The following is a 24,765-nucleotide window of genomic DNA, read 5'->3' as shown; positions in this document are numbered from 1 at the left end:
TGAAATAGAGATAATTAGGTAAATTGCAAATAATGCAATTGACAAGTAATAGTTAAGGTATGAATAACAATTTATTCGGTGGTGTAATTCCTCCACAACCCCCTGTAGAAGCAAAAACTGACGTTCATGTAGTTAAATCCCGTCTCGAATGGGGTGAACCGGCTTTTACAATTTTGGATGTCCGCGATCGCCCCACTTATAATGAAGGTCATATCATGGGTGCAATGACAATGCCAATAGATGAAGTGGTAGATCGTGCTGTACCCTCTTTAGATAAAAGCCGTGATATCTATGTCTACGGTGCAACAGAACAACAAACCGCAGAAGCAGCAAGAAAGCTTCGTTCTGCCGGTTTTGAACACATATCAGAACTCCAAGGCGGTTTAGCCGCATGGAAAGCAATTGGCGGCCCGACAGAAGGTATTATCGAATCCCAAACCCCCGCCGGTGCAGACGACTATAATGTTGTTGATCGCCTCAAGAATCATGTAGAGACACAACAAAAGGATGTGTGATTAGTCATTAGTCATTAGTCATTAGTCATTAGTCATTAGTCATTAGTCATTAGTCATTAGTCATTAGTCATTAGTCATTAGTCATTAGAATTATCCAGGAATTAAACTTTAAATCTTGGCTGATATTGCCTATAGTTGATTTCCTAGATATGTTCTATCTAAAGGATATCTTTGACTGTTGACTATTGACTGTTGACTGTTGACTATTTGACTAATGCTCAAACAAATCTTTGAATTGTAATAAATCCAGAGCAACAATTGTGGGTAGAACTTGAAAGCATTGTTGAGCAAGTTCCCATCTTTCTTCCCTTTGTAACATGGCGGTTAACTTCTGTTGCACACCAATTAAATAACGGACATCATTAGCAGCGTAACTCAGTTGCGCCTCAGATAAATTGCTGGCGTTACCCCAATCAGAACTTTGAGCAGATTTATCGAGTTCTACATTCTCTAACTCTTGCACTACATCCTTAAGTCCATGTCGATTGGTGTAAGTACGAGCTAATTTACTAGCAATCTTAGTACAAAAAACTGGTTGCACATGAATGTCTAAATGGTAACGTAACGTGGCAACATCAAACCGTGCAAAGTGAAATATTTTGAGGATATTATCAGCTTCTAGCAGCGTTTTTAAATTGGGTGCTGCTGTTTGTCCTTTGGCTATGCGAATAGCTGTTACTTGGCCTTGGGAATTACACAACTGGACTAGACACAAGCGATCGCGCTGTGGTAACAATCCCATAGTTTCCGTATCAACAGCCAATACTTCCGATTGTAAATATTGGGATAACGCAGCGTCACTCAAATCGCGATCGCTTACTTGAAAATCTTGTAATGTCATGAATTACGTAAAATAATCTATGCAGTTAGACAATACATCATTATTGTGCAGAAAAGCCCCAATGCCGTCTAGTGCAGCACTGCATAAATTCAGCAATCCCTGAAAATAGGCGAAAACCCAGCAAAATCAAGCGTTAATTCTTTCTTTTGCCTTTTACCTTTTGCCTTTTACATTTCCCCACTAGGGAGTACGCAGAAAAATCTGTGTGAGATAAACTTCTCCTTTTTGGTTCGTAGCGACACCAATTCCTGTAAGATTGTAATTACCTTGGATATTCTTCAAATGTCCTGGACTTTCTAACCAGCCAACCACAGCTTGATTAGCAGGATCATTGTATCCTCGATTAAAAGCGAGATTTTCCGCAGCACTCTTGTACCTCAAGGGAAGAGCGTAAACTCTCCTCTCAAATCCTTCATGACTAAATGGTGCCTGACCTCTAGCCATGTTGCGACTATGAATTCTGGCTTGGCGAGTGATGCTAGCATTTAAGGTTAGCTTTGGCAACTTTCTTGATACCCGATAACGATTAATTTGCTCAAACACTGATTTCTCTAAAGCAGTAGTTTGATAGCTGTTGGAGGTAGCCACTTGACGAGAGACAGCCGACAACGATTGCTCATCATTAGGTGACTGTGTAGACGTGTGGCCTGGTATCGAAGGAGCAAGTAATACTCCAGAAAGGACAAGCGTACTTAAAGCGATGCCAAAAGCAGGTTGTCGGGACATGCGAAATTACTTTGTGTACATACTATAAGACCTATACTCTAACTTCTATATCCTGGAATATATAACAGGATACTTTTGAATATTCATCAGTGGCAGAAGCCAGAAGAATTTTAGATTTTAGATTATTCAATCCAAAATCTAAAATTCCTTAGTTTAGTCTATGAGCGCATGAAAATTTGTGTGAGATAAACTACACCTCGGCCATTGACTGCAACACCAATACCAGTCAAATTAGTATTGCTTTTGATGTTAGTCAGGTGTCCTGGACTGTTTAACCAGCCTTTTACAGCACTTGTTGCTGCGTCTCTATCTTGGTTGTAAGCAACATTTTCACTGGCGGTTTTGTAAGCAATACCAGTTGCTTGAAATCTCTGTGTAGAACCCTGATGACTAAAGGGAACTTTACCGCTAGCCATATTTTGGCTATGAATTCTAGCCTGTTCATCGATAGCAGAATTGCGTGTCAGTGCCGGTAGATTTATGGAAGCTCTATATTGGTTGATTTGGTTGAGAACTGACTCTTCGATAGCAGCAGCATTCGAGTTAGATTTTCCACCAGAAGAACTGGGATTTGATGGTTCACTAGGAAAACCTTGATTTGGTTGTCCACCGGAAGAACCAGGATTTGATTGTCCACCAGGAAAACCCTGATTTGGTTGTCCACCAAAAGAGCCAGGATTTGATGTTTCTGGATTATATGGTCTTTGGGGAAAAGACTGCACAGGACGATTATACGGTCTAGGAGGACGATTATATTGTCCTGGGAAAAATTGTCCCAGAAGATAGGTAGTAGTTGTTGACTTTAACTGAACAGGTTGAGTTTTTAGGGAAACAGCACTTGCTCCACTGGCGAGAACAAAACTGCCTAAAGCAAGACTATAAATTGTCGTTCGGAGCATTTTTCAAGCCATGTAGTTGTTGCAACCATATAACCAGACCGTTATGGATTGCACAAACTCACTATGTGTCCATATATCTTTGGTTATAGTTACCTAACTACGAATATTCTCTGCTCACGTTTAAATTCATAGTTTTTCATAAAAGAAAAGGCGATCGCTCAGGATCGCCTTCTATCATTAGGATGATATTTCCTAATTTTTGGGAAAAAATAGACTTTATTTTGTCATTTTCCATCTCAATTTTTTGAAACAAATTTATGTCTTGAGATAGATTTATTCCTAGCTTAAAAACTTAGCTACAGTTTGTACATCCTTGTCACCACGGCCAGAACAGTTAATGACAATGCGGGGACTACCGCTAAGTTGAGGACATAGGGTTTCTAGATAGGCGATCGCATGGGATGTTTCCAAAGCTGGTATGATTCCTTCTAGGCGAGATAATCTTTGGAATGCCTCCAAAGCCTCAGCATCAGTCACACTATAGTATTCAGCACGACCAATATCTTTTAAATAGCTGTGTTCAGGGCCGACACCAGGATAATCTAACCCTGCGCTAATAGAGTGCGCTTCCGTTACTTGTCCGTCTTCATCTTGCAACAGGTAACTCATCGCCCCATGCAATACACCAACTCGTCCTTTAGTCAAGGTAGCAGCGTGTTTTTCTGTATTCACACCTTCCCCAGCCGCTTCTACGCCTATCAACCTGATAGAAGGCTCATTGACGAACTCATAAAATAGTCCCATCGCATTAGAACCACCACCCACACAAGCCATGAGGATATCAGGTAAACCGCCCCATTTTTCCATAGCTTGATTGCGAGTTTCTTGACCGATGATCGCATGAAAATCGCGTACCATCATCGGGTAAGGATGGGGGCCTGCTACCGAACCTAAGATGTAATGTGTAGTTTCCACATTTGTCACCCAATCTCGGATAGCTTCAGAGGTAGCATCCTTGAGAGTCCCAGTCCCAGCAGCAACCGGACGAACTTCAGCACCCATCAACCGCATTCTAAACACGTTTAAAGCTTGGCGTTCCATATCGTGAACACCCATATAAATCACACATTCCAAGCCAAAACGAGCGCACACTGTAGCAGTTGCGACACCGTGTTGTCCTGCGCCTGTTTCCGCAATGATGCGCTGTTTACCCATGCGCTTGGCTAACAAAACTTGACCGAGGGCATTATTAATTTTGTGCGCGCCGGTGTGATTTAAATCTTCACGCTTCAGATAAATTTGTGCGCCTGTACCGTCTGGTCTAGCATAGTGAGCTGTTAGACGTTCCGCAAAATATAACGGTGTGGCGCGTCCTACATAGTCTGCTAAAAGTTGTTGGAGTTCAGCTTGAAAACTAGGATCATGGCGGTACTGCTGATAAGCTGCTTCTAACTCCGCTAAAGCAGGCATTAAAGTTTCCGGGACGTACTTACCGCCAAAGCGTCCAAAGCGTCCTTGAATATCGGGAACTTGAGTGGTAGAGGGAGAACTTGGAGAAAGGGGAGTGGTAGTCACGGAAATTACTTTTGTGATGAGATAGCTTCATTATTATATTGAAAGTCTGAAGCAGAGAGAATAGATTAGAGAAGTCGGAAGAGATATGTAATGTTAGTCTAGAATTTGATTCCTAGAAGCATCTGCGATCGCATCTCCAGTATTTTCCCACTAAAATTTTTATGTCTTCCTCCAATTCCAAGTCTGACAAAAAGCAATACGCCTACCGCGAATTTGGTCACGATAACCCCGCCGCCACAGAACGACCTACCCCAGAACTACCACCAAATCAACAAAACGTCAGAGTCCAAGCCACCCGCGCCGGACGTAAAGGTAAAACAGTCACAGTCATCACTGGGTTTCAAACTAAACCAGAAACTTTGGCTGATTTGGTCAAAAAGCTCAAAACCCAGTGTGGTACAGGTGGCACAGTTAAAGATAATGAAATTGAAATTCAAGGCGACCACAAACAGAAAATTTTAGAAATTTTGCTTAGTCTAGGTTATAAAGCCAAAATTAGCGGCGGTTAGTTGGGGACTGGGGACTTATCAATTCAAAATTCAAAATTCAAAATTAAAGAATTGATTACTCAGCACCGGCTAAACGCCGCGCTACCGCTAACAGCACTCAGCACTCAGAACTTTCAAGCCAGAATCTACTAAAACAACTCACAAAAAAACAGTTAAATAAAATTCAGGAATCGTAACCTTTTCTAGAGTAGTTAAAACCAAGAGCAAAAGACATCTTGATTAGCGTATCTTCACAGGGAGATTGATATGGATTTAGTGCGAATTCTGTGCGCGATTTTCTTCCCACCCTTGGGAGTATTTCTACAGGTAGGTATTGGTAAGGATTTTTGGATTAATATCTTGCTGACTATCTTTGGCTATATTCCTGGAATCGTTCATGCAGTGTGGGTAATTGCCAAGAAATAATTATACCAATTCGCAATTCGCAATTCGCAATTCGTAATGGTTTTCAAGCTTTGCATCTGTTACGTAATTTTGGATAATTGGTATTAGGTGTTAGGAGTAGGCGGCTTTAGGTTCGATAATAGAGAAATGGATAAAAACCTAAAGCCGCAAAATTAGATTATTTCAATTTAAATTCATCAAACTTGACCACTTCAGAATCAGGCTTGCGGGTATCAAAACGGTAGCTACTAATTGTACCCGTTGCTGTTTCAAATATACTAAAAACTGTAATATCATTACTGGCGACATAAGGCAGAGACTGACCGTTTTCATCTACTAAATGGCTGATTGTAGGTAACACAGGTTCTAAGCCATTAGGGTCGCCTATAGCTGTATATTCTTCTTGATAACCAAATGGGACTTCTCGTTTTTTATCACTCCAAGCAGCACCATAAGAGTTACCAACATTAGATGTTTCTAAAAAGTGCATTCCACTAGGACTAATAAACCGATTCCATAGATGGGAATGACCATAAAATACTAATTGCACTTGAGCAGCTTCTAATAAAGGAATGACATCACGAATAATATAATCTGATTCCTTGGGATACTCATAACGCACAGCTTTGATTTTACCTTCAGCGTCCCTTTCAATAATTTGTACAGGATCAGTGTAGGTAGGAACGATATTATCACCTAAAGTATGGGGTGGGTGATGGAACATGACGATTTTATATTTTGCTTGTTGAAAATCTATGCTCTTGAGTTCTGTTTCTAGCCAATTATATTGCTGACTCCCTTGAGCAATTGGCTCATAAATGATCTGCCCATAACCCCAGTTTTCTGGCTGATTGAGATTGCTTTCAGCTTCTTTATATCTCCCATTGTAAGTGGCATCTAACTTGGGAGTTCGCCACATATTAGTAATGTATAAAACTACTAAGCGCACATCACCAAAAGTAACAGCATAATATTTTTTACCACCCTCTCGACTTTGGGGTAAAGTCAAAATCTCCTCATAGGTATATGTATTAAATGAGTGGTCAATTAAAGATTGACCGCTATATAATCTTTGGGCAACATCACGAGGAATCGTATCATTAAACTCTCCATCTAAGCTGTCGGTTCTAGCTAACCTACCCATGACCTCATGATTGCCAATGCAAGTATACATAGGTGCGTGTTGAATAATGTTTGCACCTGTGTAGGTTGTCTTCACGCCATTGAATTCCATTTCATAGCTAGCACGACCTTGTAAGCCGGGAAAAAACCCATTCCCTCGCAGATCATCAAACCATTCAGAAGCACGGTCAGGAATATTAACTAAATCACCAGCAAACAAAACCGCATCTACTCTTCCCACAGTTTCCACCACTTTTTGCAGATTTGCGGCGGTCATGGGTTTGAGTTGATGGTCTGAGGTGAGGAGAATTTTTAACGGTGTATTGGGTTGGGGTTTGGATGCGAGGGTAAAAACATCACTACTGATGCTTTCTTCATCTTCTCTAATGCTGGTCACACTGTAGTTAACCCGCACACCTGGAGTTAAACCAGTTACCTCTGCTTCATGTCGCCAGATATCGCGATTAACTGGTTTTTCGGGTGGGTTGGGGATGTGTGAGTTTTGGTCTTCCCTGGTGCGACTAAGTTTAGTGGTAGTTGCAACTACTCTTTGCTGTAAATTTTCTCCATAGTTAATTTGATGTTGCTGACCTGCAAACTCAGTAAACCAAACTACTCTAACAGAATTAGCTGTTGGTAATTGCAAAAAGGGGTCGGTTAGTAGTTGCGGTGCTGAGGTCATAATTGTGTACCCAATTGAACGCACACTGATTAGGGTAAAACAAAGAAAACCTAAAAGTATAGACGTAAGGAGTTTAATCACTGATTTAAGCGGATTTAACCGTGTTCGTTGTTAACTTCTAATCTTGCTCTTTTTATTATTCATATGCTGAAGTGAATTACTGATTTAAGCGGATTTAACTGTGTTTGTTGTTAACTTCTAATCTTGCTTTTTTCATTATTCATATGCTGAAAGTGAATTATTGATTTAAGCGGATTTAACTGTGTTTGTTGTTAACTTCTAATCTTGCTCTTTTTATTATTCATATGCTGAAGTGAATTACTGATTTAAGCGGATTTAACTGTGTTTGTTGTTAACTTCTAATCTTGCTTTTTTTATTATTCATATGCTGAAAGTGAATTATTGATTTAAGCGGATTTAACTGTGTTTGTTGTTAACTTTTAATCTTGCTTTTTTTATTATTCATATGCTGAAAGTGAATTATTGATTTAAGCGGATTTAACTGTGTTTGTTGTTAACTTCTAATCTTGCTCTTTTTATTTTTATTATGCTTAATAATTATTTTTTACCTAATTAAATACCACTTGTAAATATATCTATTTACAATCCTTAACAATTGCAAAACCTTATCTATCAAGCACTACGGTAGTGATTTTTATTTTTTTAGAATAAATTGAGTAATCTTTTGCATAAACTTCATCATTCAAGATGTATTTACAGATAACAAGCTTTGCTGATAGGCAAGATGAACTGAAGTTTATACTGAATTTCAATGAGCTAAATGCGGCTTCAATTGATTGCATTCGGCATAAAGATTCACAAGTATATAGTCTTCGGATAGTTCATTTATTGACGTTAGTGAAATATATTTGTCCCTAATTACTAACCTGGATATGTGACGTTTTTAAGCGGACTATATAGATTTAACAACCTGATTCAGCAATACAAAATTACCAGCTTGAGTAAATGCAAATGAATACAGAACTAGTAGATGTCGAGTCAATTTTAACTGACAATACAAAGCGGAAAAAAGTGGTGGATAACCCTTTTCTGCATAGTCTACAAAAGAGACATTTTATCCTCTTTCAAATCCTGCCATTTGTAGGAACCTTAATCGCTCTGCCGTTAATACCTTATTTACCATTTGGAGCATTTGAGCTATTCCTGTTTGTTTTATTTTGGCTAATTACAGGATTTGGGGTATCGTCTGGCTACCATCGTTTATTTACCCACCGTTCCTACAAAACCCATGAAGCCGTGCAAGCTATGTTGGCTATTTGGGGTGCAATGGCGGGTCAAGGAGGTGTGATTTCATGGTCTGCGTTACATCGTCGCCACCATGAATTGAGTGATAAACCTGGTGATCCACACTCACCCAATCTGCATGGTAGTGATTGGCGCGATCGCATTCGCGGTTTAGTTCATTCCCACCTGACTTGGATGTACAAGCATCCATATCCTAGCGTTGTCCACTACGTACCGGATTTAATTAAAAACAAAACTCTCATCAGAGTTGATCGCTACTACTATCTATGGGCTTCTTTAGGCTTAATATTACCTGCTGTTTTAGGAGGTCTGTACCACTGGAGTCTCGCAGGTGCGTTAGCTGGGTTTATTTGGGGAGGAGTCTTCAGAATCCTCTGGGGAGGACACACCATTTGGGCAATCAATTCCTTCTTGCATTGCTTTGGTGCGAAGCGTTTTGAAACCGAAGAACACAGTCATAATTTTGGACTGATTGCCCTATTGACCTTCGGCGAGTCATGGCACAACAATCACCATGCGTTTCCGGCTTCAGCTTCCTTTGGTTTGGAGTGGTATCGCTTAGATCCTGGCTACTGGTTCATTCAACTACTACAAGTTCTACATCTGGCTTGGGATGTTAAAGTTCCTACCCCAGAAAAAATTCAAGCACGAGAAATCAACGCCTAATACCAATTTTGGATTTGGGATTTTGGATTGCAAACCTAGATTCTTAGCCTGTTCCCGAATCTCGAAACAATACTACCTATCCGTATAATTCATCAACACTATTTGCACTGTAAATCAAGGAGTATGTCATGAAAACTCAACAACAAATTAGCCAATGGATCAAAACCTACTTAGCTGATATTCTCGAAGTCGAGTCAGATGAGATTGACGAGAACTACGAATTTGAAAGATTTGGACTTAATTCTTCAGCCGCAGTATCCCTCGTAGGAGATTTAGAAGAATGGTTAGGTTTTGAACTCAGTCCGGCTTTGTTTTTTGAGTTCAATACAATTGCTCAAGTGTCTGCTCATCTAGCGGAAATGACACAAACAGAAAACTCTCTAGAAAATGCTGCTTAGGAGTGTGAAACAAATGGTAGCAAGTATCAGCAACCGTGGCGGTAGTGCCGCAGCTATTCAGCACCACTACGATGTCAGCAACGAATTTTATCAGCTTTGGCTAGATTCTACTTTGACCTACTCTTCTGGTTTATGGGATAGCCCTACGTTGGATGATGACCTAGAAGCAGCACAGCACAGAAAAATCGATTGGCATCTGCAAGCTTCAGGCGCAACAACCGGCAAAAGACTATTAGACATTGGTTGTGGATGGGGTGCATTAATGCAACGTCATATCCAATCAAATCCCCAGAATCAGGCTACAGGTTTGACCTTAAGCCACAATCAATATCTACACATTCGCACTCTCAATAGCCCTCAGATCCAAGTCTGCGAAGAAAGTTGGATTGTCCATCAGCCAACAGCCCCCTATGATGCGATCGTCTCAATTGGTGCTTTTGAACATTTTGCCCAACCAGAAGCCGCATCAGACGAAAAAATCAGCGTTTATCGAGAGTTTTTCAGCCGTTGCCAACAGTGGTTAAAACCTAAAGGTAAGTTATCGTTGCAAACCATCGCCTACGGTTCATTAAACGCTGAAGATAAAAACGTCTTCACCCAAACAGAGATTTTCCCTGACTCCGAATTACCTCGTCCTGGTGAGATTTTCATAGCCTCCGATGGTTTATTTGAAGTCAAAACCTACCGCAACGATCGCCTCCATTATGGTAAGACTTGTGATTTGTGGCTAAAGAACCTCCGCCGTCAAAAACCACTAGTTATCGAGCAGTTTGGCGAAGAACTCTATCTGAAATACGAGCAATATTTGAAGTTAGCGGTAGCAGGTTTTTACTTCGGACAAATCCTACTCCTCCGGTTTGAAATGCAATCCCTAGCTAAATAAAAATCTGACCTCTGCTAATAAGGAGTCATATCTGTGATTACTACCGCCCAATCGCCTGTGAAATTTAACCCTTTTGCACCAGGCTTCCGAGAAGATCCTTACACTACCTATAAACAACTGCGCCAACACAATCCGATTCACAATACCTTAGATATGTGGGTGATCACCAAATATCAAGATATTATCCAAGTGTTGAACTCCGATGCAGTTAGTGTTAACTACATTCCTCAATACGTAGTGCAGCAAAAGGTTGGTGATATTCCGGGTTTAGTGGAATTAGGCAAAAAAGCGATCGTCTTTACTGACCCGCCAGATCATGGTCGCTTACGTCGTTTGGCAGGACAAGCTTTCAGTAACACTAACATTAATGCTCATACTGCCCATGTTCAACAGCTAATTACGGAATTAGTGACACCAAAAATTCATTCCGAAAGTTTTGACTTTGCCCAGATTGCCCATCAAATACCCTTATATACTCTTTCCCATTTGCTGGGCGTTCCCCAGGAATATATCCAGCCTATCGATGAATATATTCATCGCGTGCGTTCTATCTTAGAACCGAGTTTGTTAACTAAAATGCGTATCCGGCGCATTGAACAAGATTTACAATCATGCCTAGCTATTTTCCAAGAAATCATTGATTACCGTAAAACCCATCTCGGAGGAGATTTACTTAGTAAATTAATTCAGGCCAGAGTCGGAGAAGACCAACTCTCAGACAGTGAGTTAGGGATAGCCTGTGTGATGACTTATGTAGCTGGTCATGAAACTTCTAAAGGATTGTTAACTAACGGAGTTCTAGCCTTTATTCAACATCCTGAACAGTGGCAGATTTTCCGCCAAGGTAAAGCTACCGCCAAACAAGTCATTAATGAAATTCTGCGCTTTGATCCACCGTTACAACAAACTGTACGTCTAGCAGTCAGCGACTTACAAATAGGCTCTGAAACTATTCACAAAGGTGAGAAAATGCTGCTGTGTTTGGCTTCCGCCAACCGAGATGAGGCGCAATTTGAAAATGCTGATACCTTTGATATCACGCGAGATGCAGCGACACAGATAGCTTTTGGGCATGGTATCCACAACTGTCTAGGACAGATGATTGCCCGACTAGAAGGACAGCTTTTATTTACCTACCTCTGTGAACAGGTACAGGAAATGAGATTGGCGACTGATAATTATCGTTGGCATCCAGAGGGTTTTATCACTCGTACCTTAACCAATTTACCGGTGACTTTTACCCCTGCTGATTCCACAATCTAGAGTCATTCCTACTCAGATAAAAATTTCAATGGTTTTAGCCCTTTCACCTCTATCCATTTCGGCAAAATAAGGGCTTTAACTACACACTATTGCCTTTCCCTGAATTTCAGGAAGAAAACTAATGAGTTCTCGTCATTTAAATAGTTTGATTGACAAATTGCTCTTGAGAGCAGAGAGCCAACCCCATCAACCCCTATACTATTTTCTCGATACTAGAGGTAGGGAATATGCTCATCTCACTTACGGTAGTTTATTAACAGCCGTTCAACAATTAGGGACATGGTTGAGCGAAAAAACCACAAGCGGCGATCGCGTCGCCATTCAGTTACCCACTAGCCCTGAATTTGTCATTACGTTTTTCGCTTGTCTTTACACTAATCGCATTCCCGTTCCCCTGAGTTCACCCAATCGCAAACATAACTGCGAACACTATCAACGGATTTTTGCTGATTGTGGTGCTAGTTTAATCGTCACAGATACCAGCATCCGAGACTTATTTGAAAAAGAGGGTTTAACCGCGTCCCTTCCCCTCCACACTTTCCCATCTCTGGCAGATATAGAACCTCTGACCACCCCAATTGACCGACAAAACAACGAAATTGGCTTTTTGCAATATACCTCTGGCTCTACCTCTTTTCCCAAAGGCGTGATAGTTAGTCATGAGAATATCATTGCTAACCAAAAGATGATTCAGCGCACCTTTGGCCATAGCAATAACAGTGTTGGGTTAGCTTGGGTGCCTTTATTTCACGATATGGGACTAATTGGTAGTATCTTTCAGCCCTTATATGTGGGATTTCCCTGTTATTTCATGTCTCCAGTGACTTTTTTGCAACGTCCGAAACTTTGGTTAAAAACCATCTCAGATAAGCGAGTGACAACCACAGGGGGGCCGAATTTTGCCTATGATCTCTGTCTTCAACGTGTCGATCCCTCATCGCTGGAAGGATTATCTTTAACCTCTTGGGATGTAGCCTACAACGGGGCTGAACATATCAAACTGCAAACCTTAGAAGAGTTTACTCATACCTTTGCTCCCTACGGCTTTAAAAAATCTGCCTTTTTACCTTGTTATGGTTTGGCAGAAGCTACTTTAATTGTTAGCGGTACGAATAAATTTGCAGAACCTTTGGCTTTGACTATCCCTTGTAGCGGCGATGAAGTTTTAGATGCCGATGCGTCCCCGCAACAGGGTAATACCCGCACTGTAGTTAGCAATGGTGAGGTGATGCCCGAACTAAGTTTACGCATCATCAATCCGCAAACTCTCAAAGAATGTCCTTCTCATCACATCGGAGAAATTTGGATTGCTGGGCCGAGTATTACACGCGGTTATTGGCAACAACCTGAGAAAAACCAAGAAACATTCGTTTATCGAGATGGCTTGAACTTTCTACGGACGGGAGATTTAGGTTTTCTGGATTCTCAACAGCGACTTTATATTACGGGGCGACTTAAAGATTTGATTGTCATTGACGGGAAAAACTATTATCCCCAAGATATTGAGGAAACTGTGAAACTGTCTCACCCTGCTTTTACGGAAGTCAATTGTGCAGCCTTCTCGATTTCTGGAACTTACTCCCAAAAACTGGTGGTGGTGAGTGAAGTGGTTCGCCAATTCGCACAGCAAGTTGATTGCTACGCAGAGGAGATTAAACAAGCTGTTCGGACTGCTGTTTATAACCATTATCAACTCACAGTACATGATACCGTCCTGTTAGCGTCAAATACTATACCCAGAACTACTAGTGGCAAAATTCAAAGACAGCGTACTAAGTTGCTGTATTTGCTGCAACAACTAGAAACTCTCGAAACAGTCAATCAATTTTAGATTTTGGATTTTAGATTTTAGATTGACTGCGCCCATAAAGGGATGCAGCTTGCGGATTTTGGATGGACTTTAGCGTAGCGGGCGCAGCGCAGCAAGTATTTGAGATTTTTTCCACCCACGGTGGGGCTTGTACCAAAAACAATCCGTCTTGAAAAGTTTCCTACGGCGGGAAACCCGCCTACAGAACTTTCCGCAAAATCCAAAATTTAAAATCTAAAATTCGGAGGGTCAAGGAAAGTATCTAAGGATTAATAGGTAAAATATATGACAATGCAGCAAACAAGCTATTTAGTTGATACCCCAGAGCAGTATTCTGTCACAGAAGTCACAGAAGTTTTCCCAGCTACAGAAATAGACGATCGCTATCCTCAATATCAAGCCCTGTCTGGTGTGAGGAAATGGATAAGATATGCGTGGTATCCCATGATCGATCTGATCAGTGTCATGGGAACAATAGCTGCGATCGCTTCTTTTGAGCGTCAAGGCATAAGTTGGATTGACTTGGGAATTTTGCTATTCATGTTTAACTTTGTGGGTTTAGCCGGAGAAGCGGGAATGCACCGACTCTTCGCCCACAAAAGCTATAAAGTTATCAAACCCCTACGGATTCTTTTAGCTGTTGCTGGTTCAATGACGGGTGAATCACCCATTCTTGAGTATGTAGCCTATCATCGTCGGCATCACATCTATGCAGACCAACAAGGTGATCCCCATACTCCCTATTACATTGATGCAGAACAGCCTTTATCTAGAATCAGAAATATTTGGCATTCCTTTTTTGGCTGGAAATATAACTCTAAAACCAGCCAAATGGCTGCACCCGAAAAATATGCCAAGGATTTACTTGCTGAACCTGCAATGGTCATCATCAATAACTCTTTTTATGGCATTGTTTTAGCATCTTTCGTTTTACCAGCTTTGCTAGGGTTGGTCTTGACTGGGACTGTTGCTGGCGCGTGGACGGCTTTTCTGTGGGGGGGCTGTTTTCGATTCTTAGTGATGACTCTCATGGGAGATTTAATTATTCGCGCCGGGTGTCATCTGTTTGGCACTCGTCCCTTTATTGATCAAGCTAATAGTCACAGTGGTAACATTTGGTTTCTCGCGATTCCCTCTTTGGGACTAGCATGGCATAACAATCATCATGCTTTTCCTGGTTCTGCCCTCCTCAACATTGATTGGTGGCAAATAGATCCCAGTGGTTCATTTATTAGCCTGTTGGAAAAACTTGGTTGGGCTACAAATGTCAAGCGACCAACTCCCGAACAGGTAAAGGCGAAACGGTTGAATTAATTGCAGAATCTTTCAAGAAAGGGGTATAGGGGTGTAAGGGTGTAGGGGTTTCAGGGAAGAAAAAAGCGTACAGAAAAACAAGCGGGAATCATTGATTTTTTGGTGTTCCCTAAACAAGCGATCGCACAACATCAGGACTTTCTTACATTATGGATACTACAGTCAAGACCGAAAAACTGACCAAACCTGTGGCGAAAATCAGAACTCCTGCAAACATCGTCTCACTAAGAGAAGCCATTAAAACCTCTCCCTTTACAGTCTGGATAAACACAGAAGTTACTGCTTGTGAAGATGGCTTTGCTGAATTAATTGTCTCGATGCGAGAGGAATTAAAACAACATAATGGTTTTACCCACGGAGCTGTAATTGGCTTTTTAATTGATAGTGCCTGCTGTTGGGCAGCAGCATCTAAGGTTGGTGATGTGGTCACTGCTGAATATAAACTAAACTTTATCGCTCCTGCGGTTGGAGAAAAATTGATTGCTAGAGGTTATGTAATTAAATCGACTTTTAGCCAAGTGATTACCAGGGCTGATGTCTTTTCTGTGAAAGGAACTAAAGAAAACTTAGTGGCTACAGGTTTAGCTACTGTCACCCCCTACGGCTGATTTGAGAAATTCATTGTGGGAAGAAGGGAACAGTGAAAAAGTTGTGTAATTAATTCTGCTTGGTAACTGAAATTCAAGTTCTTTCCTGCTCCCTTGCTTCTTTCTTAACTGTTGATGAGACTCACATTATCTACTCAAAATTCAGAGCAATTTGATGAGATTTGTGAACAGAAAACCAAAAATCTGTTTCGATGATTTTGGGTTGCTATATACTCATTAAATCTAGCAAAAGTATCACTTATCAAGCAAAAAAATAATTCAAGTAATAGGTTAATATGTCCGCCAGAAAAACTATTTGCTGTCTTGCTTCAGTAACTTTAGTATTTGCTGTACTGTCTAAATCTGCGTCAGCCGCTACTATTAAACAGACTTTTTCTGATTTTTATGGCACTTTTGATTCAGTTAATTTACCAATTGGTGGAAGAGAAATTCCTACAGGGGTGATTTCTGCAAGCCAAAACCCAAATTTGCCTAGTGTAGTTACTTTTGATACTGACACTAAACAAACTACTTTTAATCTCAAATTTTTACTTGATTTTCCACTTTTGAAGGCTTTGGGACTACCATCTGTTCCTATTGCTCCTTTTGAGACAGGTTCATATAGGGTTGATGGAAAAGATTTAATAGCCGATGTGACAGGTCAAGGAATAGTCAGTGGTTCTTCTCCTTTTGCGGGAATACAGACGTTCTTTCAAGTGCGATGGAGAGTTACAAGTCCTCTAAATACCTCTATTTTTCTGGGACAAATCGAGTCAGAAGTTGTGACAATTTGTCCACCTTCGAGTCCGTGCGTTCAAACTACTGGTACAGGTAAAGCCACTATTGCTTCGGCTTCTGTTCCCGAACCTGGAACAATAGCAGGAATTATTGCTGTTGGTGCAACGGGTTTCTGGATGAAACGTAGATGGCAACTGTCTTATTAAACCAATTCGCAATTCGCAATTTGCAATTTGCAATGGACTTCTCTCCGAGACGCTAACGCAATTCGCAATTTGCAATGGAAGTTAGTCCATTGCAAATTGGCATCAATTTTTTGATTTGTTGGGATTGTTATATGTCACCTTTAGTTAGTCTGATTACTGCTTTGGCACTGTTGTTGTACTTGGGTTTAACAATTAATGTCAGTAGATATAGAGTCAAGTACAATGTACCTGCTCCTCAAATGACGGGAAATCCAAACTTTGAAAGAGTGCTGCGAGTCCAACAAAACACTCTAGAACAGTTAGTGTTATTTTTACCTGGGGTATGGTTATTTTCTGTTTACGTTAGTCCATCCTGGGGAACAGGAATTGGTGTAGTTTGGTTGATAGGAAGAATCGCATATGCTTGGGGATATTATCAAGCTCCTAAGAAGCGGGTTATTGGTTTTGGTGTCAGTTCTATCAGTAGTTTAGTCTTACTCTTAGGTTCGCTTATTGGCATTCTGCTTTCTTCTTTCCAGTCATAAGCCAATACGGTTCAGTTAAGGCTAAAATATGGGGTTTGTGAAGTAAGGAAAAGTTCGTAGTAAGGACTTCAGTCCTTAGATGAGGACTAAAGTCCTCTCTACGAGACGCTTGCGCGTAGCTTGCTTCCCCAAAGGGGTACACTACAAACTATTTTCTTAACTGAACTGTATTGAGTTATGAGCTTGCGCTCTTGCGGCTTGCAGACTGTAGCATCTGGCGTGGGATTCAGGAAGTTAAGGGACTTCTAAGTAAAAAATATACAATCGCTATGGGAATCGGGGGAAGTAAGAGGGAAAGATTCTTCTGGTTTCCAACTTTTACTGATTGATACATCTAACTACAGAAAATATTCATTGTAATTAGTTAAGCTGACAACAGCAGTTTTACCCCTCAGAACCATGACAGCAAGCAGTCCAAAAATTTTAGCTTTAGACTTTGATGGTGTGATTTGTGATGGACTTATTGAATATTTTGAGGTAGCGTGGCGCGCTTACTGTCAAATTTGGTCGCCTGCTAACGATACACCGCCGGATGATTTAGCTTTGAGATTCTATCGTCTCCGACCTGTGATTGAAACAGGTTGGGAAATGCCAGTGTTAATCAAAGCTTTGATTGATGACGTTCCCGAAGATAAAATTCTTCAGGATTGGATCAGCATTACTCCACAGATTTTGTTAGCTGACAAGCTACTGGCAAAAGAAGTTGCAATCAAATTAGATAGCCTGCGGGATGAATGGATAGCTACAGACTTAGATGGCTGGCTGAGTCTACATAGATTTTATCCTGGGGTGATAGAAAGGCTGAAATTAGCGATCGCCACTCAGGTGAATGTATATATTGTTTCTACCAAAGAAGGACGATTTATACAGCAGTTATTGCAACGGGAAGGTGTAGAGTTACCACCCAGTGCAATTTTCGGCAAAGAAGTCAAGCGTCCCAAATACGAAACTTTACGCGAATTAATCACAGCAGTTGATATCCAGCCTGATAACTTATGGTTTATTGAAGATAGACTCAAAACCTTGGAGTTAGTCCAACAACAAACAGACTTAAAACAGGTAAAGCTTTTCCTTGCCGATTGGGGTTATAATACCCAACCAGAAAGAAAAGCTGCCCAAAACAATCAAGGAATTAAATTACTATCCCTGTCTCAATTTGCTAAGGATTTTGCTGGGTGGCTCTAAATTTAGGGCATGGGGAATGGGGCATGGGGAATGGGACAAGGGAGACAAGGTAGACAAGGTAGTATTTATTTCTCAGCACTGGCTAAACGCCGCGCTTCCGCTAACAGCATCGGCTAAACGCCGCGCTTCCGCTAACAGCATCGGCTAAACGCCGCGCTATCGCTAACACAACTCAGCACTCACAACTCAGCACTCAGCACTCCTATGCTTGATTTAACGAAATTAGCGCGACAAATGCAGGGTTTAAGTCAGCATCTTTCCCAAGAGGCTGCGGCGAGTCGTCAACGTTTAGAGTTGGCACAACAGCATTTTCAAAAGGCGATTGAGTCTCAAAATGAGGTGATTGCACTCCAGGAAAAATGGCGCGATCGCATTCTCTTTGCTAGTGCTACACCCCTTGAGCCGTTAAATACTTGCATAGATATTCCCACCCCTCCCAAGGTACACACTGTTATTGCTACTGATGGTTCGCAAATCGCCCCTAACCATCATGAAATAGCTTACTGTTATCTCCTAAATATCGGTCGGGTAGTCCTTCACTATGGGCAGAATCGCTATCCGATTATGGATAGTTTACCAGAGGTATTTTACCGCCCAGAAGATTTATATATGTCCCGACAATGGGGAATTAAAACTGAGGATTGGATGAGTTATCGCCGCACTGCATCGGAAGCGACGGTATTAGCTGAGTTGGCGAAGGGACTGGGGAGCATGGGGGCGGGGGGCAGGGGAGCAGGGGGGCAGGGGGCAGGGGGAGCAGGGGAACTCCCCAATGCCCAATGCCCAATTCCTACCTTGGCAATGGTGGATGGTTCATTAATTTACTGGTTTTTGGAACAATTACCGACTGATGCACGCGATCGCATCTTACCTCCGATTCTGGAAGCATGGCAGCAAATGCGAGATGTACAGATTCCTTTGATGGGTTATCTGAGTGCTTCTCGGAATGTGGAAGGGGTGAATTTTTTAAGGTTGTTGGCTTGTCCCCATCCTGCACCAGATTGTGTAAGTTATTGTCCTAATCAATTAGAAAAAGTCCCCTGTAAAGTTTTTGAACCTCTGCGCGATACTGCTTTATGGACAACGCAACTAAAGCCAGGACAACGGGGGCCTTTGTGGCGTAGTAATAACCGTATTCTAGAACTGTACGGGGATCAAACTATCTATTTTTGTTATGTTCATGTGGGGACGGAAATAGCGAGGATAGAAATTCCGTCATGGGTAGCAGAAAATACAGATATCCTTAACCAAGCTTTGGGATTGATGCTGGCACAGGTACAAAAAGGCTATGGTTATCCTGTGGCGATCGCAGAAGCCCATAATCAGGCTGTAGTTAGAGGTGGCGATCGTAGTCGTTTCTTTGCGTTGTTAGAGAAACAAATGATTAAAGCTGGCTTGAAAAATGTTGGTACTTCTTACAAAGAAGCAAGAAAACGCGGCAGTATTGCTTAGTAATGAGTGCTGAGTGCTGAGTAAGAGTAAAGTAATAAGTAATAAGTAATGAGTAATGAGTATGGACTGTTGACTATTGACTATTGACTATTGACTCTTGACTAATGACCATATTGTCTTTGAATTTAATTCCACCGCCAATACAAAAAATCAACAGCGAAATTTTTACTCGTGCTGGGGTGGAATTATCTGTATTGCGGCTGGATTTAATGCACCCGTTGGTAAATGGGAATAAGTGGTTCAAATTAAAATACAACTTGTTAACAGCTAAGGCACAAAATTACACCACAATTCTGACTTTTGGTGGGGCTTATTCTAATCACATCTACGCCACAGCTGCGGCTGGAAATCTGTTAGGTTTTCGCACTATCGGCGTAATTCGTGGTGAAGAAAGACTACCCCTCAACCCCACCTTAAGTTTTGCTATTGAACAGGGAATGCAGTTAGTTTACATTGACCGAGAAACTTACCGCCAACGCCATACGCCAGAACTACAAGCATGGTTGCGTCAGCGTTTTGGCGAAGTATTCATCATTCCTGAAGGTGGCTGTAATCTTGATGGTGTGCGTGGATGTACAGAAATAATTGCGGAAGTTAATGAAATATTTGATACGGTTTGTGTGCCTTGTGGAACAGCGACAACCTTGGCGGGATTGACTTTAGCTTTAAAACCAAAACAGCGATCGCTTGGTTTCCCTGTATTAAAAAACGGTGACTTTCTCAGACAAGACATCACCAATTTACTAACACACTACCACGCCTCTGGTCTTCCCATCCCAGCCAGCACCCCCGCATCATGGGAATTAGTCTGCGATTATCATTTTGGGGGTTATGCCAAGGTTAATGATGAGCTGTTCTCATTTAGCGATGAGTTTACCCGCACCCACGGCATACCCCTAGATTACGTATATACCGCAAAAATGTTTTATGGCGTGCTAGATATGATACAAAAAGGGTGTTTTGTAGGCGATCGCTTATTATTAATTCACACAGGCGGCTTACAGGGGAATTTATCCATGAAAAATATCAAGCGTGCAGGTTAGCTTGTTCTTGTAACCAAGGATCTACAGGTTGTCCATCCTTACGCCGTAACTCAATTTCCACCACCATCACTTCCTTTGAACCAGGGGGAGCAGGTTTTTGATGGAATAGAATATCGTAATCTAAAGGATTTTGATTACGTTCTTTCAACCATTCTTGGACTTTAGTAATTGCAAAGAATGATTGTCCTTGCTCAAACATCCGCGTAATCTGCATTTGCAGTGTATAAGGATTAATTCGGCTCATAGTTTAGTACCTTTTGGTCAATAGTCAATAGTCAATAGTCAATAGTTTTTCTCCCCTGCCCCCTGCCCCCTGCCCCCTGCCCCCTGCCTCCATCCCCATTCCCTACACCCATAGTTTAACAATCTCATTTAGTCCTTCTGCCAAACTAGGGGGTGCGTCACGCAGTTGGCGGTGCATTCGTAAGATTACTTCTTCTGGGACTTGGCGAAGGCGTTTTTTGTTACGTGCTAAACATAGCCAAACTGGAGTTTGTACCCATATTCCTCTAATGTAGGTAAAGCCCAGATCATGAGCAAGAGTAATGATTTCTCGACGATGGGATCTTTGGGCATTGGTGGCATCAAATATAACATCTCTATTTTTAGCGATCGCCTGTTGTAATTGTTGTTCAATTTCCTGCCAAATTAACAGCCAAGACCCTTGTATTGATTCTGCACCAAATAATTGCCCCCTGATGGCATCTGTAGAAATCAGTTGCATCTGGGGGCATTCTGTGATTAATTTTTGTGCCAAGGTTGACTTACCACTGCCAGGAAGGCCAATTAGCAACTGTAGTTTAGTCATTTAGTCAAGAGTCCATAGTCAACAGTCAAACCAATTCGCAATGGGCTAACGCCCCGCTCCGCTAACGCAATTCGCAATTCGCAATGGACTAACGTCCCACTACGCTAACGCAATTCGCAATTACAGTCAGTGGGGCTGGAAACCCCAATAATTAACGGCTGCCAATTATTTGGTCAACGGTTCATAGTCAAAATATTAACTAATGACTAATGACTAATGACTAATGACTAATGACTAAATAATCATTCCATCGGGAATTACGGCATTTTTCAAGACAACTACAATTCCGCTACGGATGTAAAAACCTTGACTTTCGCGGTTGGCTTCCTGCACGTTGTCTTTATTGATGATTTTGACATCGTGACCGATGCGGGCGTTTTTGTCGATGATGGCGCGGCGAATGATGGTATCTGGGCCGATACCAACGGGGATTTCGCCTTTATCTATGCTGCACTGACGTTCTACAGAAGGTTGATAGAAGTCAGCACCCATAAGTAAAGATTCTTCGATGATACAGCCAGATTCTACTCGCGATCGCACTCCTAAAACTGAGTGTTGAATGCGGCAATTTTTCAAAATGCAGCCTTCACCAATAATTGATTCTGTTACTTGACAATCTAACAATTTTGTGGGTGGCAAGTAACGAGGACGGGTGTAAATGGGGGCTTCTTCGTCGTAGAAACTAAAGGGTGGTAATGGCTGCTGTGTGAGGGCTAAATTGGCATTATAAAAGGCTTCTATCGTTCCGATGTCTTCCCAGTAGCCATCGAATAAATAAGCTTGAACGTTGTGATCTTTGGCGGCATCAGGAATAATTTCCTTACCAAAATCAGTCCGTTCTAAAGATTCTTTCAAAAGTTTGATCAAAACATCTTTTTTAAATACGTAAATCCCCATTGAGGCGATGTAGGGCTGTAGGGCTGCTTGTTCTGGAGTTAATCCCAAAACAGTGGTATCAACCTGCATCTGCGCTAAAGCGTCGCCTTTGGGTTTCTCGCTAAAATCAACTACCCGCCCAGATTGGTCAATTTTCATTAAACCAAAATCTGAAGCGCGGTGGTCGTCGATGGGGATTACCGAAAGGGTAATATCGGCGTTGGTTTCCCGATGGCGTTGGACAAATAGACGGTAGTCCATACGGTAGAGGTGATCCCCTGATAAGATCAGGTACTCATCCACATCCCATTCTTCCAAAAGCCATATATACTGGCGTACAGCATCGGCTGTTCCCTGAAACCAGTTCGGGTTTTCTGGTGTTTGCTGGGCAGCCAGCACTTCCACAAAACCTTCACTAAAACCGCTAAAATTATAAGTGCGGGCAATGTGACGGTTAAGAGACGCTGAGTTAAATTGCGTGAGAACGTAGATTTTAAAAATTTCTGAATTAATGCAGTTACTAACAGGGATATCTATTAGGCGGTATTTCCCTGCTACTGGTACTGCGGGTTTAGCACGTAGTTTGGTGAGGGGATACAGGCGAGTACCCGCACCACCTCCAAGGATAATTGCTAATACTTTTTTCACAAGATGTCTCCCGACTGCCTTTTGATTCCCACCTACAGTTTAGGACTGTATGTAGCCTCTGGTAAGGGGGGGATCAAAGATTATCGGAAAAGAATTTTGGTAAAACTGAATTTTGGGGATGGGGCAGGGGGCAGGGGGCAGGGGAGACAAGGGAGAAGTGCTGAGTAATGAGTGCTGTTAGCGGTAGCGGGGCGTTGAGCAGCGTGCTGAGTAATGAGTAATGACTGTTGACTGTTGACTGTTGACTAATGACTATTGACTATTGACTAAAATTTTTCTACCAGAAGTGAGAACCGCAAATATTTAGTTTAAAGTCAAAATGACTACTGAACTACGCACTCAACAATCATGCAAATTCAAACACCAGATTGGGTAAAGCACGCTGTTTTCTACCAAATTTTCCCCGATAGATTCGCTAGAAGTAAACAAACTCGCAAACGCTTACTGCAAAATGCTTCCTGGGAAGACTGGGAGGCTATGCCCACACTGCAAGGATACAAGGGTGGTGATTTATGGGGCATTATGGAACAATTAGATTACATCGAGGATTTAGGCATTAATGCCATTTATTTCACTCCTATATTTCAATCAGCTAGTAATCACCGCTATCATACCCATGATTACTATCAAGTAGACCCGATGTTAGGGGGAAATTCGGCCTTTAAAGAATTACTAGATGCAGCCCACGAAAGAAATATTAAAGTTGTTCTTGATGGAGTATTTAATCACGCCAGTCGAGGATTTTTCTTTTTCCATGACATTTTGGAAAACGGCCCTTATTCACCTTGGTTAAATTGGTTCAAAATTGAAGGCTGGCCACTTGCGCCGTACACGGGTGAGTTACCAGCTAATTATGTGGGTTGGGCAGATAACCGCGCTTTACCGGTACTTAACCACGATAACCCAGAGGTGCGGGAATATATCATGGAAATTGCTGAATACTGGATTAAATTCGGTATTGATGGCTGGCGGCTAGATGTTCCCTTTGAAATTAAAACTCCCGGCTTTTGGCAAGAATTTCGCGATCGCGTCAAAGCCATTAACCCCGAAGCTTATATTGTGGGGGAAGTGTGGGGAGATTCCCGCGAATGGCTAGATGGGACACAATTTGATGGTGTGATGAACTATTTATTTGCCGGGCCGACCATTGCTTTTACAGCAGGCGATCGCGTAGCCTTAGAACAAGTCCAAGGTCGTGACTATCAACCACACCCACCGCTATTTGCAGCTGAGTACGCCGCTAAAATTGAAGAACTATTGCAACTGTACCCCTGGGAAATTCAGCTTACCCAACTCAATTTACTCGCTAGTCACGACACCGCCAGATTAATTAGCATCGCTGGCGACGATAAACCCAGCGTAGAGTTAGCCACTCTCCTACTACTCACTTTTCCCGGCGCGCCGAGTATCTATTATGGGGATGAAGTAGGTTTACCAGGAAAACTAGATCCCGACTCTCGCCGTGGTTTTCCCTTAGAAGCTAGCTGGGATAGAGAAATTTACCAGACTCACCGCCAATTAATCGCCTTACGTCACTCCTACCCAGCCTTACGTACAGGTGAGTATCAAGTCATTTCCGCCCAAGGAACATTGTATATTTTCGCCCGTAAGTTAGGACAAGAGGAACTAATTATTGCGGTGAATGTCGGTACAGCACCAGTGCAAGCTGATGTAGATATCACCAATTTACAGACTCAACCCCAAAAATTGTTATACGGCAAACCTGAGTTTAATTGGCATAACGAAAGCCTGTCATTAACACTTCCCCCACGTAGCGGCTGTATTTTGGGTAGTCAATAGTCAATAGTCAACATTCATTACTCATTACTCATTACTCATTACTCATTACTCACTACTCAGCACGCTGCTCAACGCCCCGCTTCCGCTAACCGCACTCATTACTCC

At 41.8% G+C, this 24,765-nt stretch carries 24 protein-coding genes; 16 read left to right on the top strand and 8 right to left on the bottom strand.

What is annotated here, in order from left to right; genetic code table 11:
- The first annotated feature begins 59 nt into the window (after positions 1-59).
- Entirely contained in the window at positions 60-515 is a 456-nt protein-coding gene (locus CLI64_RS10170) for a rhodanese-like domain-containing protein (RefSeq protein WP_103137114.1), read from the top strand.
- Between the two features lie 211 nt (positions 516-726).
- Here CLI64_RS10170 and CLI64_RS10165 read toward each other — a convergent pair whose 3' ends face one another.
- The 4 genes from CLI64_RS10165 to trpB all read right to left on the bottom strand — a co-directional run bounded on the left by CLI64_RS10165 (position 727) and on the right by trpB (position 4,496).
- Positions 727-1,356 (bottom strand): ribonuclease H-like domain-containing protein, encoded by a 630-nt coding sequence (locus CLI64_RS10165; protein ID WP_103137113.1) that lies wholly within the window; start codon positions 1,354-1,356, stop codon positions 727-729.
- Positions 1,357-1,536: 180 nt separating this feature from the next.
- A complete protein-coding gene (locus CLI64_RS10160; RefSeq protein ID WP_103137112.1) occupies positions 1,537-2,082 on the bottom strand; it encodes a CAP domain-containing protein in 546 nt (181 codons plus the stop codon).
- A gap of 158 nt (positions 2,083-2,240) precedes the next feature.
- Entirely contained in the window at positions 2,241-2,981 is a 741-nt protein-coding gene (locus tag CLI64_RS10155) for a CAP domain-containing protein (RefSeq protein WP_103137111.1), read from the bottom strand.
- A 279-nt stretch (positions 2,982-3,260) separates the two neighbouring features.
- Entirely contained in the window at positions 3,261-4,496 is a 1,236-nt protein-coding gene (gene trpB / locus CLI64_RS10150) for a tryptophan synthase subunit beta (protein ID WP_103137110.1), read from the bottom strand.
- A gap of 161 nt (positions 4,497-4,657) precedes the next feature.
- Between trpB and CLI64_RS10145 the strand changes: the two genes are divergently transcribed.
- A complete protein-coding gene (locus tag CLI64_RS10145) occupies positions 4,658-5,005 on the top strand; it encodes a translation initiation factor (protein ID WP_103137109.1) in 348 nt (115 codons plus the stop codon).
- Positions 5,006-5,251: 246 nt separating this feature from the next.
- Positions 5,252-5,410: a YqaE/Pmp3 family membrane protein gene (locus tag CLI64_RS10140; RefSeq protein WP_103137108.1), complete on the top strand. Its 159-nt coding sequence runs from the start codon at positions 5,252-5,254 to the stop codon at positions 5,408-5,410.
- A gap of 157 nt (positions 5,411-5,567) precedes the next feature.
- On the opposite strand, the gene CLI64_RS10135 is transcribed toward CLI64_RS10140, so the two are convergent.
- A complete protein-coding gene (locus CLI64_RS10135) occupies positions 5,568-7,193 on the bottom strand; it encodes a metallophosphoesterase family protein (RefSeq protein ID WP_103137107.1) in 1,626 nt (541 codons plus the stop codon).
- Between the two features lie 972 nt (positions 7,194-8,165).
- Here CLI64_RS10135 and CLI64_RS10130 point away from each other — a divergent pair.
- From CLI64_RS10130 to CLI64_RS10075, 12 genes are all read left to right on the top strand, one after another.
- The gene (locus CLI64_RS10130) at positions 8,166-9,125 is read left to right on the top strand and encodes a fatty acid desaturase (protein WP_103140666.1); all 960 of its coding nucleotides are present in this window, start codon (positions 8,166-8,168) and stop codon (positions 9,123-9,125) included.
- A gap of 128 nt (positions 9,126-9,253) precedes the next feature.
- Positions 9,254-9,523 (top strand): acyl carrier protein, encoded by a 270-nt coding sequence (locus tag CLI64_RS10125; RefSeq protein WP_103137106.1) that lies wholly within the window; start codon positions 9,254-9,256, stop codon positions 9,521-9,523.
- A gap of 13 nt (positions 9,524-9,536) precedes the next feature.
- Positions 9,537-10,406: a class I SAM-dependent methyltransferase gene (locus tag CLI64_RS10120; RefSeq protein WP_225977555.1), complete on the top strand. Its 870-nt coding sequence runs from the start codon at positions 9,537-9,539 to the stop codon at positions 10,404-10,406.
- Positions 10,407-10,439: 33 nt separating this feature from the next.
- Positions 10,440-11,669, top strand: a complete 1,230-nt coding sequence (locus CLI64_RS10115; RefSeq protein WP_103137105.1) for a cytochrome P450 — start codon at positions 10,440-10,442, stop codon at positions 11,667-11,669.
- A 121-nt stretch (positions 11,670-11,790) separates the two neighbouring features.
- A complete protein-coding gene (locus tag CLI64_RS10110; protein WP_103137104.1) occupies positions 11,791-13,500 on the top strand; it encodes a fatty acyl-AMP ligase in 1,710 nt (569 codons plus the stop codon).
- A gap of 264 nt (positions 13,501-13,764) precedes the next feature.
- Entirely contained in the window at positions 13,765-14,793 is a 1,029-nt protein-coding gene (locus tag CLI64_RS10105) for an acyl-CoA desaturase (protein WP_103137103.1), read from the top strand.
- A 149-nt stretch (positions 14,794-14,942) separates the two neighbouring features.
- Positions 14,943-15,401 (top strand): PaaI family thioesterase, encoded by a 459-nt coding sequence (locus tag CLI64_RS10100; RefSeq protein ID WP_103137102.1) that lies wholly within the window; start codon positions 14,943-14,945, stop codon positions 15,399-15,401.
- A 275-nt stretch (positions 15,402-15,676) separates the two neighbouring features.
- On the top strand, positions 15,677-16,324 hold the full coding sequence (locus CLI64_RS10095; protein WP_103137101.1) for a PEP-CTERM sorting domain-containing protein: 648 nt from the start codon (positions 15,677-15,679) through the stop codon (positions 16,322-16,324).
- 131 nt (positions 16,325-16,455) lie between these two features.
- Positions 16,456-16,848 (top strand): MAPEG family protein, encoded by a 393-nt coding sequence (locus tag CLI64_RS10090; protein ID WP_103140664.1) that lies wholly within the window; start codon positions 16,456-16,458, stop codon positions 16,846-16,848.
- Between the two features lie 399 nt (positions 16,849-17,247).
- Positions 17,248-18,033, top strand: coding sequence for an HAD family hydrolase (locus CLI64_RS10085; protein ID WP_103137100.1), 786 nt, complete (start codon positions 17,248-17,250; stop codon positions 18,031-18,033).
- 204 nt (positions 18,034-18,237) lie between these two features.
- Positions 18,238-19,485, top strand: a complete 1,248-nt coding sequence (locus CLI64_RS10080; RefSeq protein WP_103137099.1) for a DNA double-strand break repair nuclease NurA — start codon at positions 18,238-18,240, stop codon at positions 19,483-19,485.
- A 113-nt stretch (positions 19,486-19,598) separates the two neighbouring features.
- Positions 19,599-20,528 carry a 1-aminocyclopropane-1-carboxylate deaminase/D-cysteine desulfhydrase gene (locus CLI64_RS10075; RefSeq protein ID WP_103140663.1) on the top strand — a complete coding sequence of 310 codons (930 nt, stop codon included), beginning with the start codon at positions 19,599-19,601 and terminating at the stop codon, positions 20,526-20,528.
- On the opposite strand, the gene CLI64_RS10070 is transcribed toward CLI64_RS10075, so the two are convergent.
- The 3 genes from CLI64_RS10070 to CLI64_RS10060 form a co-directional block, all read right to left on the bottom strand.
- On the bottom strand, positions 20,512-20,772 hold the full coding sequence (locus tag CLI64_RS10070) for a hypothetical protein (RefSeq protein ID WP_103137098.1): 261 nt from the start codon (positions 20,770-20,772) through the stop codon (positions 20,512-20,514). The two genes, CLI64_RS10075 and CLI64_RS10070, sit on opposite strands and share 17 nt — an antisense overlap.
- A 102-nt stretch (positions 20,773-20,874) precedes the next feature.
- Positions 20,875-21,336 carry an AAA family ATPase gene (locus CLI64_RS10065; RefSeq protein ID WP_103137097.1) on the bottom strand — a complete coding sequence of 154 codons (462 nt, stop codon included), beginning with the start codon at positions 21,334-21,336 and terminating at the stop codon, positions 20,875-20,877.
- 234 nt (positions 21,337-21,570) lie between these two features.
- Positions 21,571-22,860: a glucose-1-phosphate adenylyltransferase gene (locus CLI64_RS10060; protein ID WP_103137096.1), complete on the bottom strand. Its 1,290-nt coding sequence runs from the start codon at positions 22,858-22,860 to the stop codon at positions 21,571-21,573.
- Between the two features lie 348 nt (positions 22,861-23,208).
- On the opposite strand from CLI64_RS10060, the gene CLI64_RS10055 reads away from it, so the two are divergent.
- On the top strand, positions 23,209-24,660 hold the full coding sequence (locus CLI64_RS10055; RefSeq protein ID WP_103137095.1) for a glycoside hydrolase family 13 protein: 1,452 nt from the start codon (positions 23,209-23,211) through the stop codon (positions 24,658-24,660).
- The last annotated feature ends 105 nt before the right edge of the window (positions 24,661-24,765 follow it).

Source organism: Nostoc sp. CENA543 (assembly GCF_002896875.1).
Classification (GTDB): Bacteria; Cyanobacteriota; Cyanobacteriia; order Cyanobacteriales; family Nostocaceae; genus Trichormus.
The sequence above is the reverse complement of the archived record's forward strand: the minus strand, read 5'-3'. Positions and strand labels throughout refer to the sequence as shown.

What these genes read in the sequence shown, in the direction of transcription:
- CLI64_RS10170 (WP_103137114.1), top strand. Translation starts at nt 60, where the DNA reads ATGAATAACAATTTATTCGGTGGTGTAATTCCTCCACAACCCCCTGTA.
- CLI64_RS10165 (WP_103137113.1), bottom strand. Translation starts at nt 1,356, where the DNA reads ATGACATTACAAGATTTTCAAGTAAGCGATCGCGATTTGAGTGACGCT.
- CLI64_RS10160 (WP_103137112.1), bottom strand. Translation starts at nt 2,082, where the DNA reads ATGTCCCGACAACCTGCTTTTGGCATCGCTTTAAGTACGCTTGTCCTT.
- CLI64_RS10155 (WP_103137111.1), bottom strand. Translation starts at nt 2,981, where the DNA reads ATGCTCCGAACGACAATTTATAGTCTTGCTTTAGGCAGTTTTGTTCTC.
- CLI64_RS10145 (WP_103137109.1), top strand. Translation starts at nt 4,658, where the DNA reads ATGTCTTCCTCCAATTCCAAGTCTGACAAAAAGCAATACGCCTACCGC.
- CLI64_RS10140 (WP_103137108.1), top strand. Translation starts at nt 5,252, where the DNA reads ATGGATTTAGTGCGAATTCTGTGCGCGATTTTCTTCCCACCCTTGGGA.
- CLI64_RS10135 (WP_103137107.1), bottom strand. Translation starts at nt 7,193, where the DNA reads ATGACCTCAGCACCGCAACTACTAACCGACCCCTTTTTGCAATTACCA.
- CLI64_RS10130 (WP_103140666.1), top strand. Translation starts at nt 8,166, where the DNA reads ATGAATACAGAACTAGTAGATGTCGAGTCAATTTTAACTGACAATACA.
- CLI64_RS10125 (WP_103137106.1), top strand. Translation starts at nt 9,254, where the DNA reads ATGAAAACTCAACAACAAATTAGCCAATGGATCAAAACCTACTTAGCT.
- CLI64_RS10120 (WP_225977555.1), top strand. Translation starts at nt 9,537, where the DNA reads ATGGTAGCAAGTATCAGCAACCGTGGCGGTAGTGCCGCAGCTATTCAG.
- CLI64_RS10110 (WP_103137104.1), top strand. Translation starts at nt 11,791, where the DNA reads ATGAGTTCTCGTCATTTAAATAGTTTGATTGACAAATTGCTCTTGAGA.
- CLI64_RS10105 (WP_103137103.1), top strand. Translation starts at nt 13,765, where the DNA reads ATGACAATGCAGCAAACAAGCTATTTAGTTGATACCCCAGAGCAGTAT.
- CLI64_RS10100 (WP_103137102.1), top strand. Translation starts at nt 14,943, where the DNA reads ATGGATACTACAGTCAAGACCGAAAAACTGACCAAACCTGTGGCGAAA.
- CLI64_RS10095 (WP_103137101.1), top strand. Translation starts at nt 15,677, where the DNA reads ATGTCCGCCAGAAAAACTATTTGCTGTCTTGCTTCAGTAACTTTAGTA.
- CLI64_RS10090 (WP_103140664.1), top strand. Translation starts at nt 16,456, where the DNA reads ATGTCACCTTTAGTTAGTCTGATTACTGCTTTGGCACTGTTGTTGTAC.
- CLI64_RS10085 (WP_103137100.1), top strand. Translation starts at nt 17,248, where the DNA reads ATGACAGCAAGCAGTCCAAAAATTTTAGCTTTAGACTTTGATGGTGTG.
- CLI64_RS10080 (WP_103137099.1), top strand. Translation starts at nt 18,238, where the DNA reads ATGCTTGATTTAACGAAATTAGCGCGACAAATGCAGGGTTTAAGTCAG.
- CLI64_RS10070 (WP_103137098.1), bottom strand. Translation starts at nt 20,772, where the DNA reads ATGAGCCGAATTAATCCTTATACACTGCAAATGCAGATTACGCGGATG.
- CLI64_RS10065 (WP_103137097.1), bottom strand. Translation starts at nt 21,336, where the DNA reads ATGACTAAACTACAGTTGCTAATTGGCCTTCCTGGCAGTGGTAAGTCA.
- CLI64_RS10055 (WP_103137095.1), top strand. Translation starts at nt 23,209, where the DNA reads ATGCAAATTCAAACACCAGATTGGGTAAAGCACGCTGTTTTCTACCAA.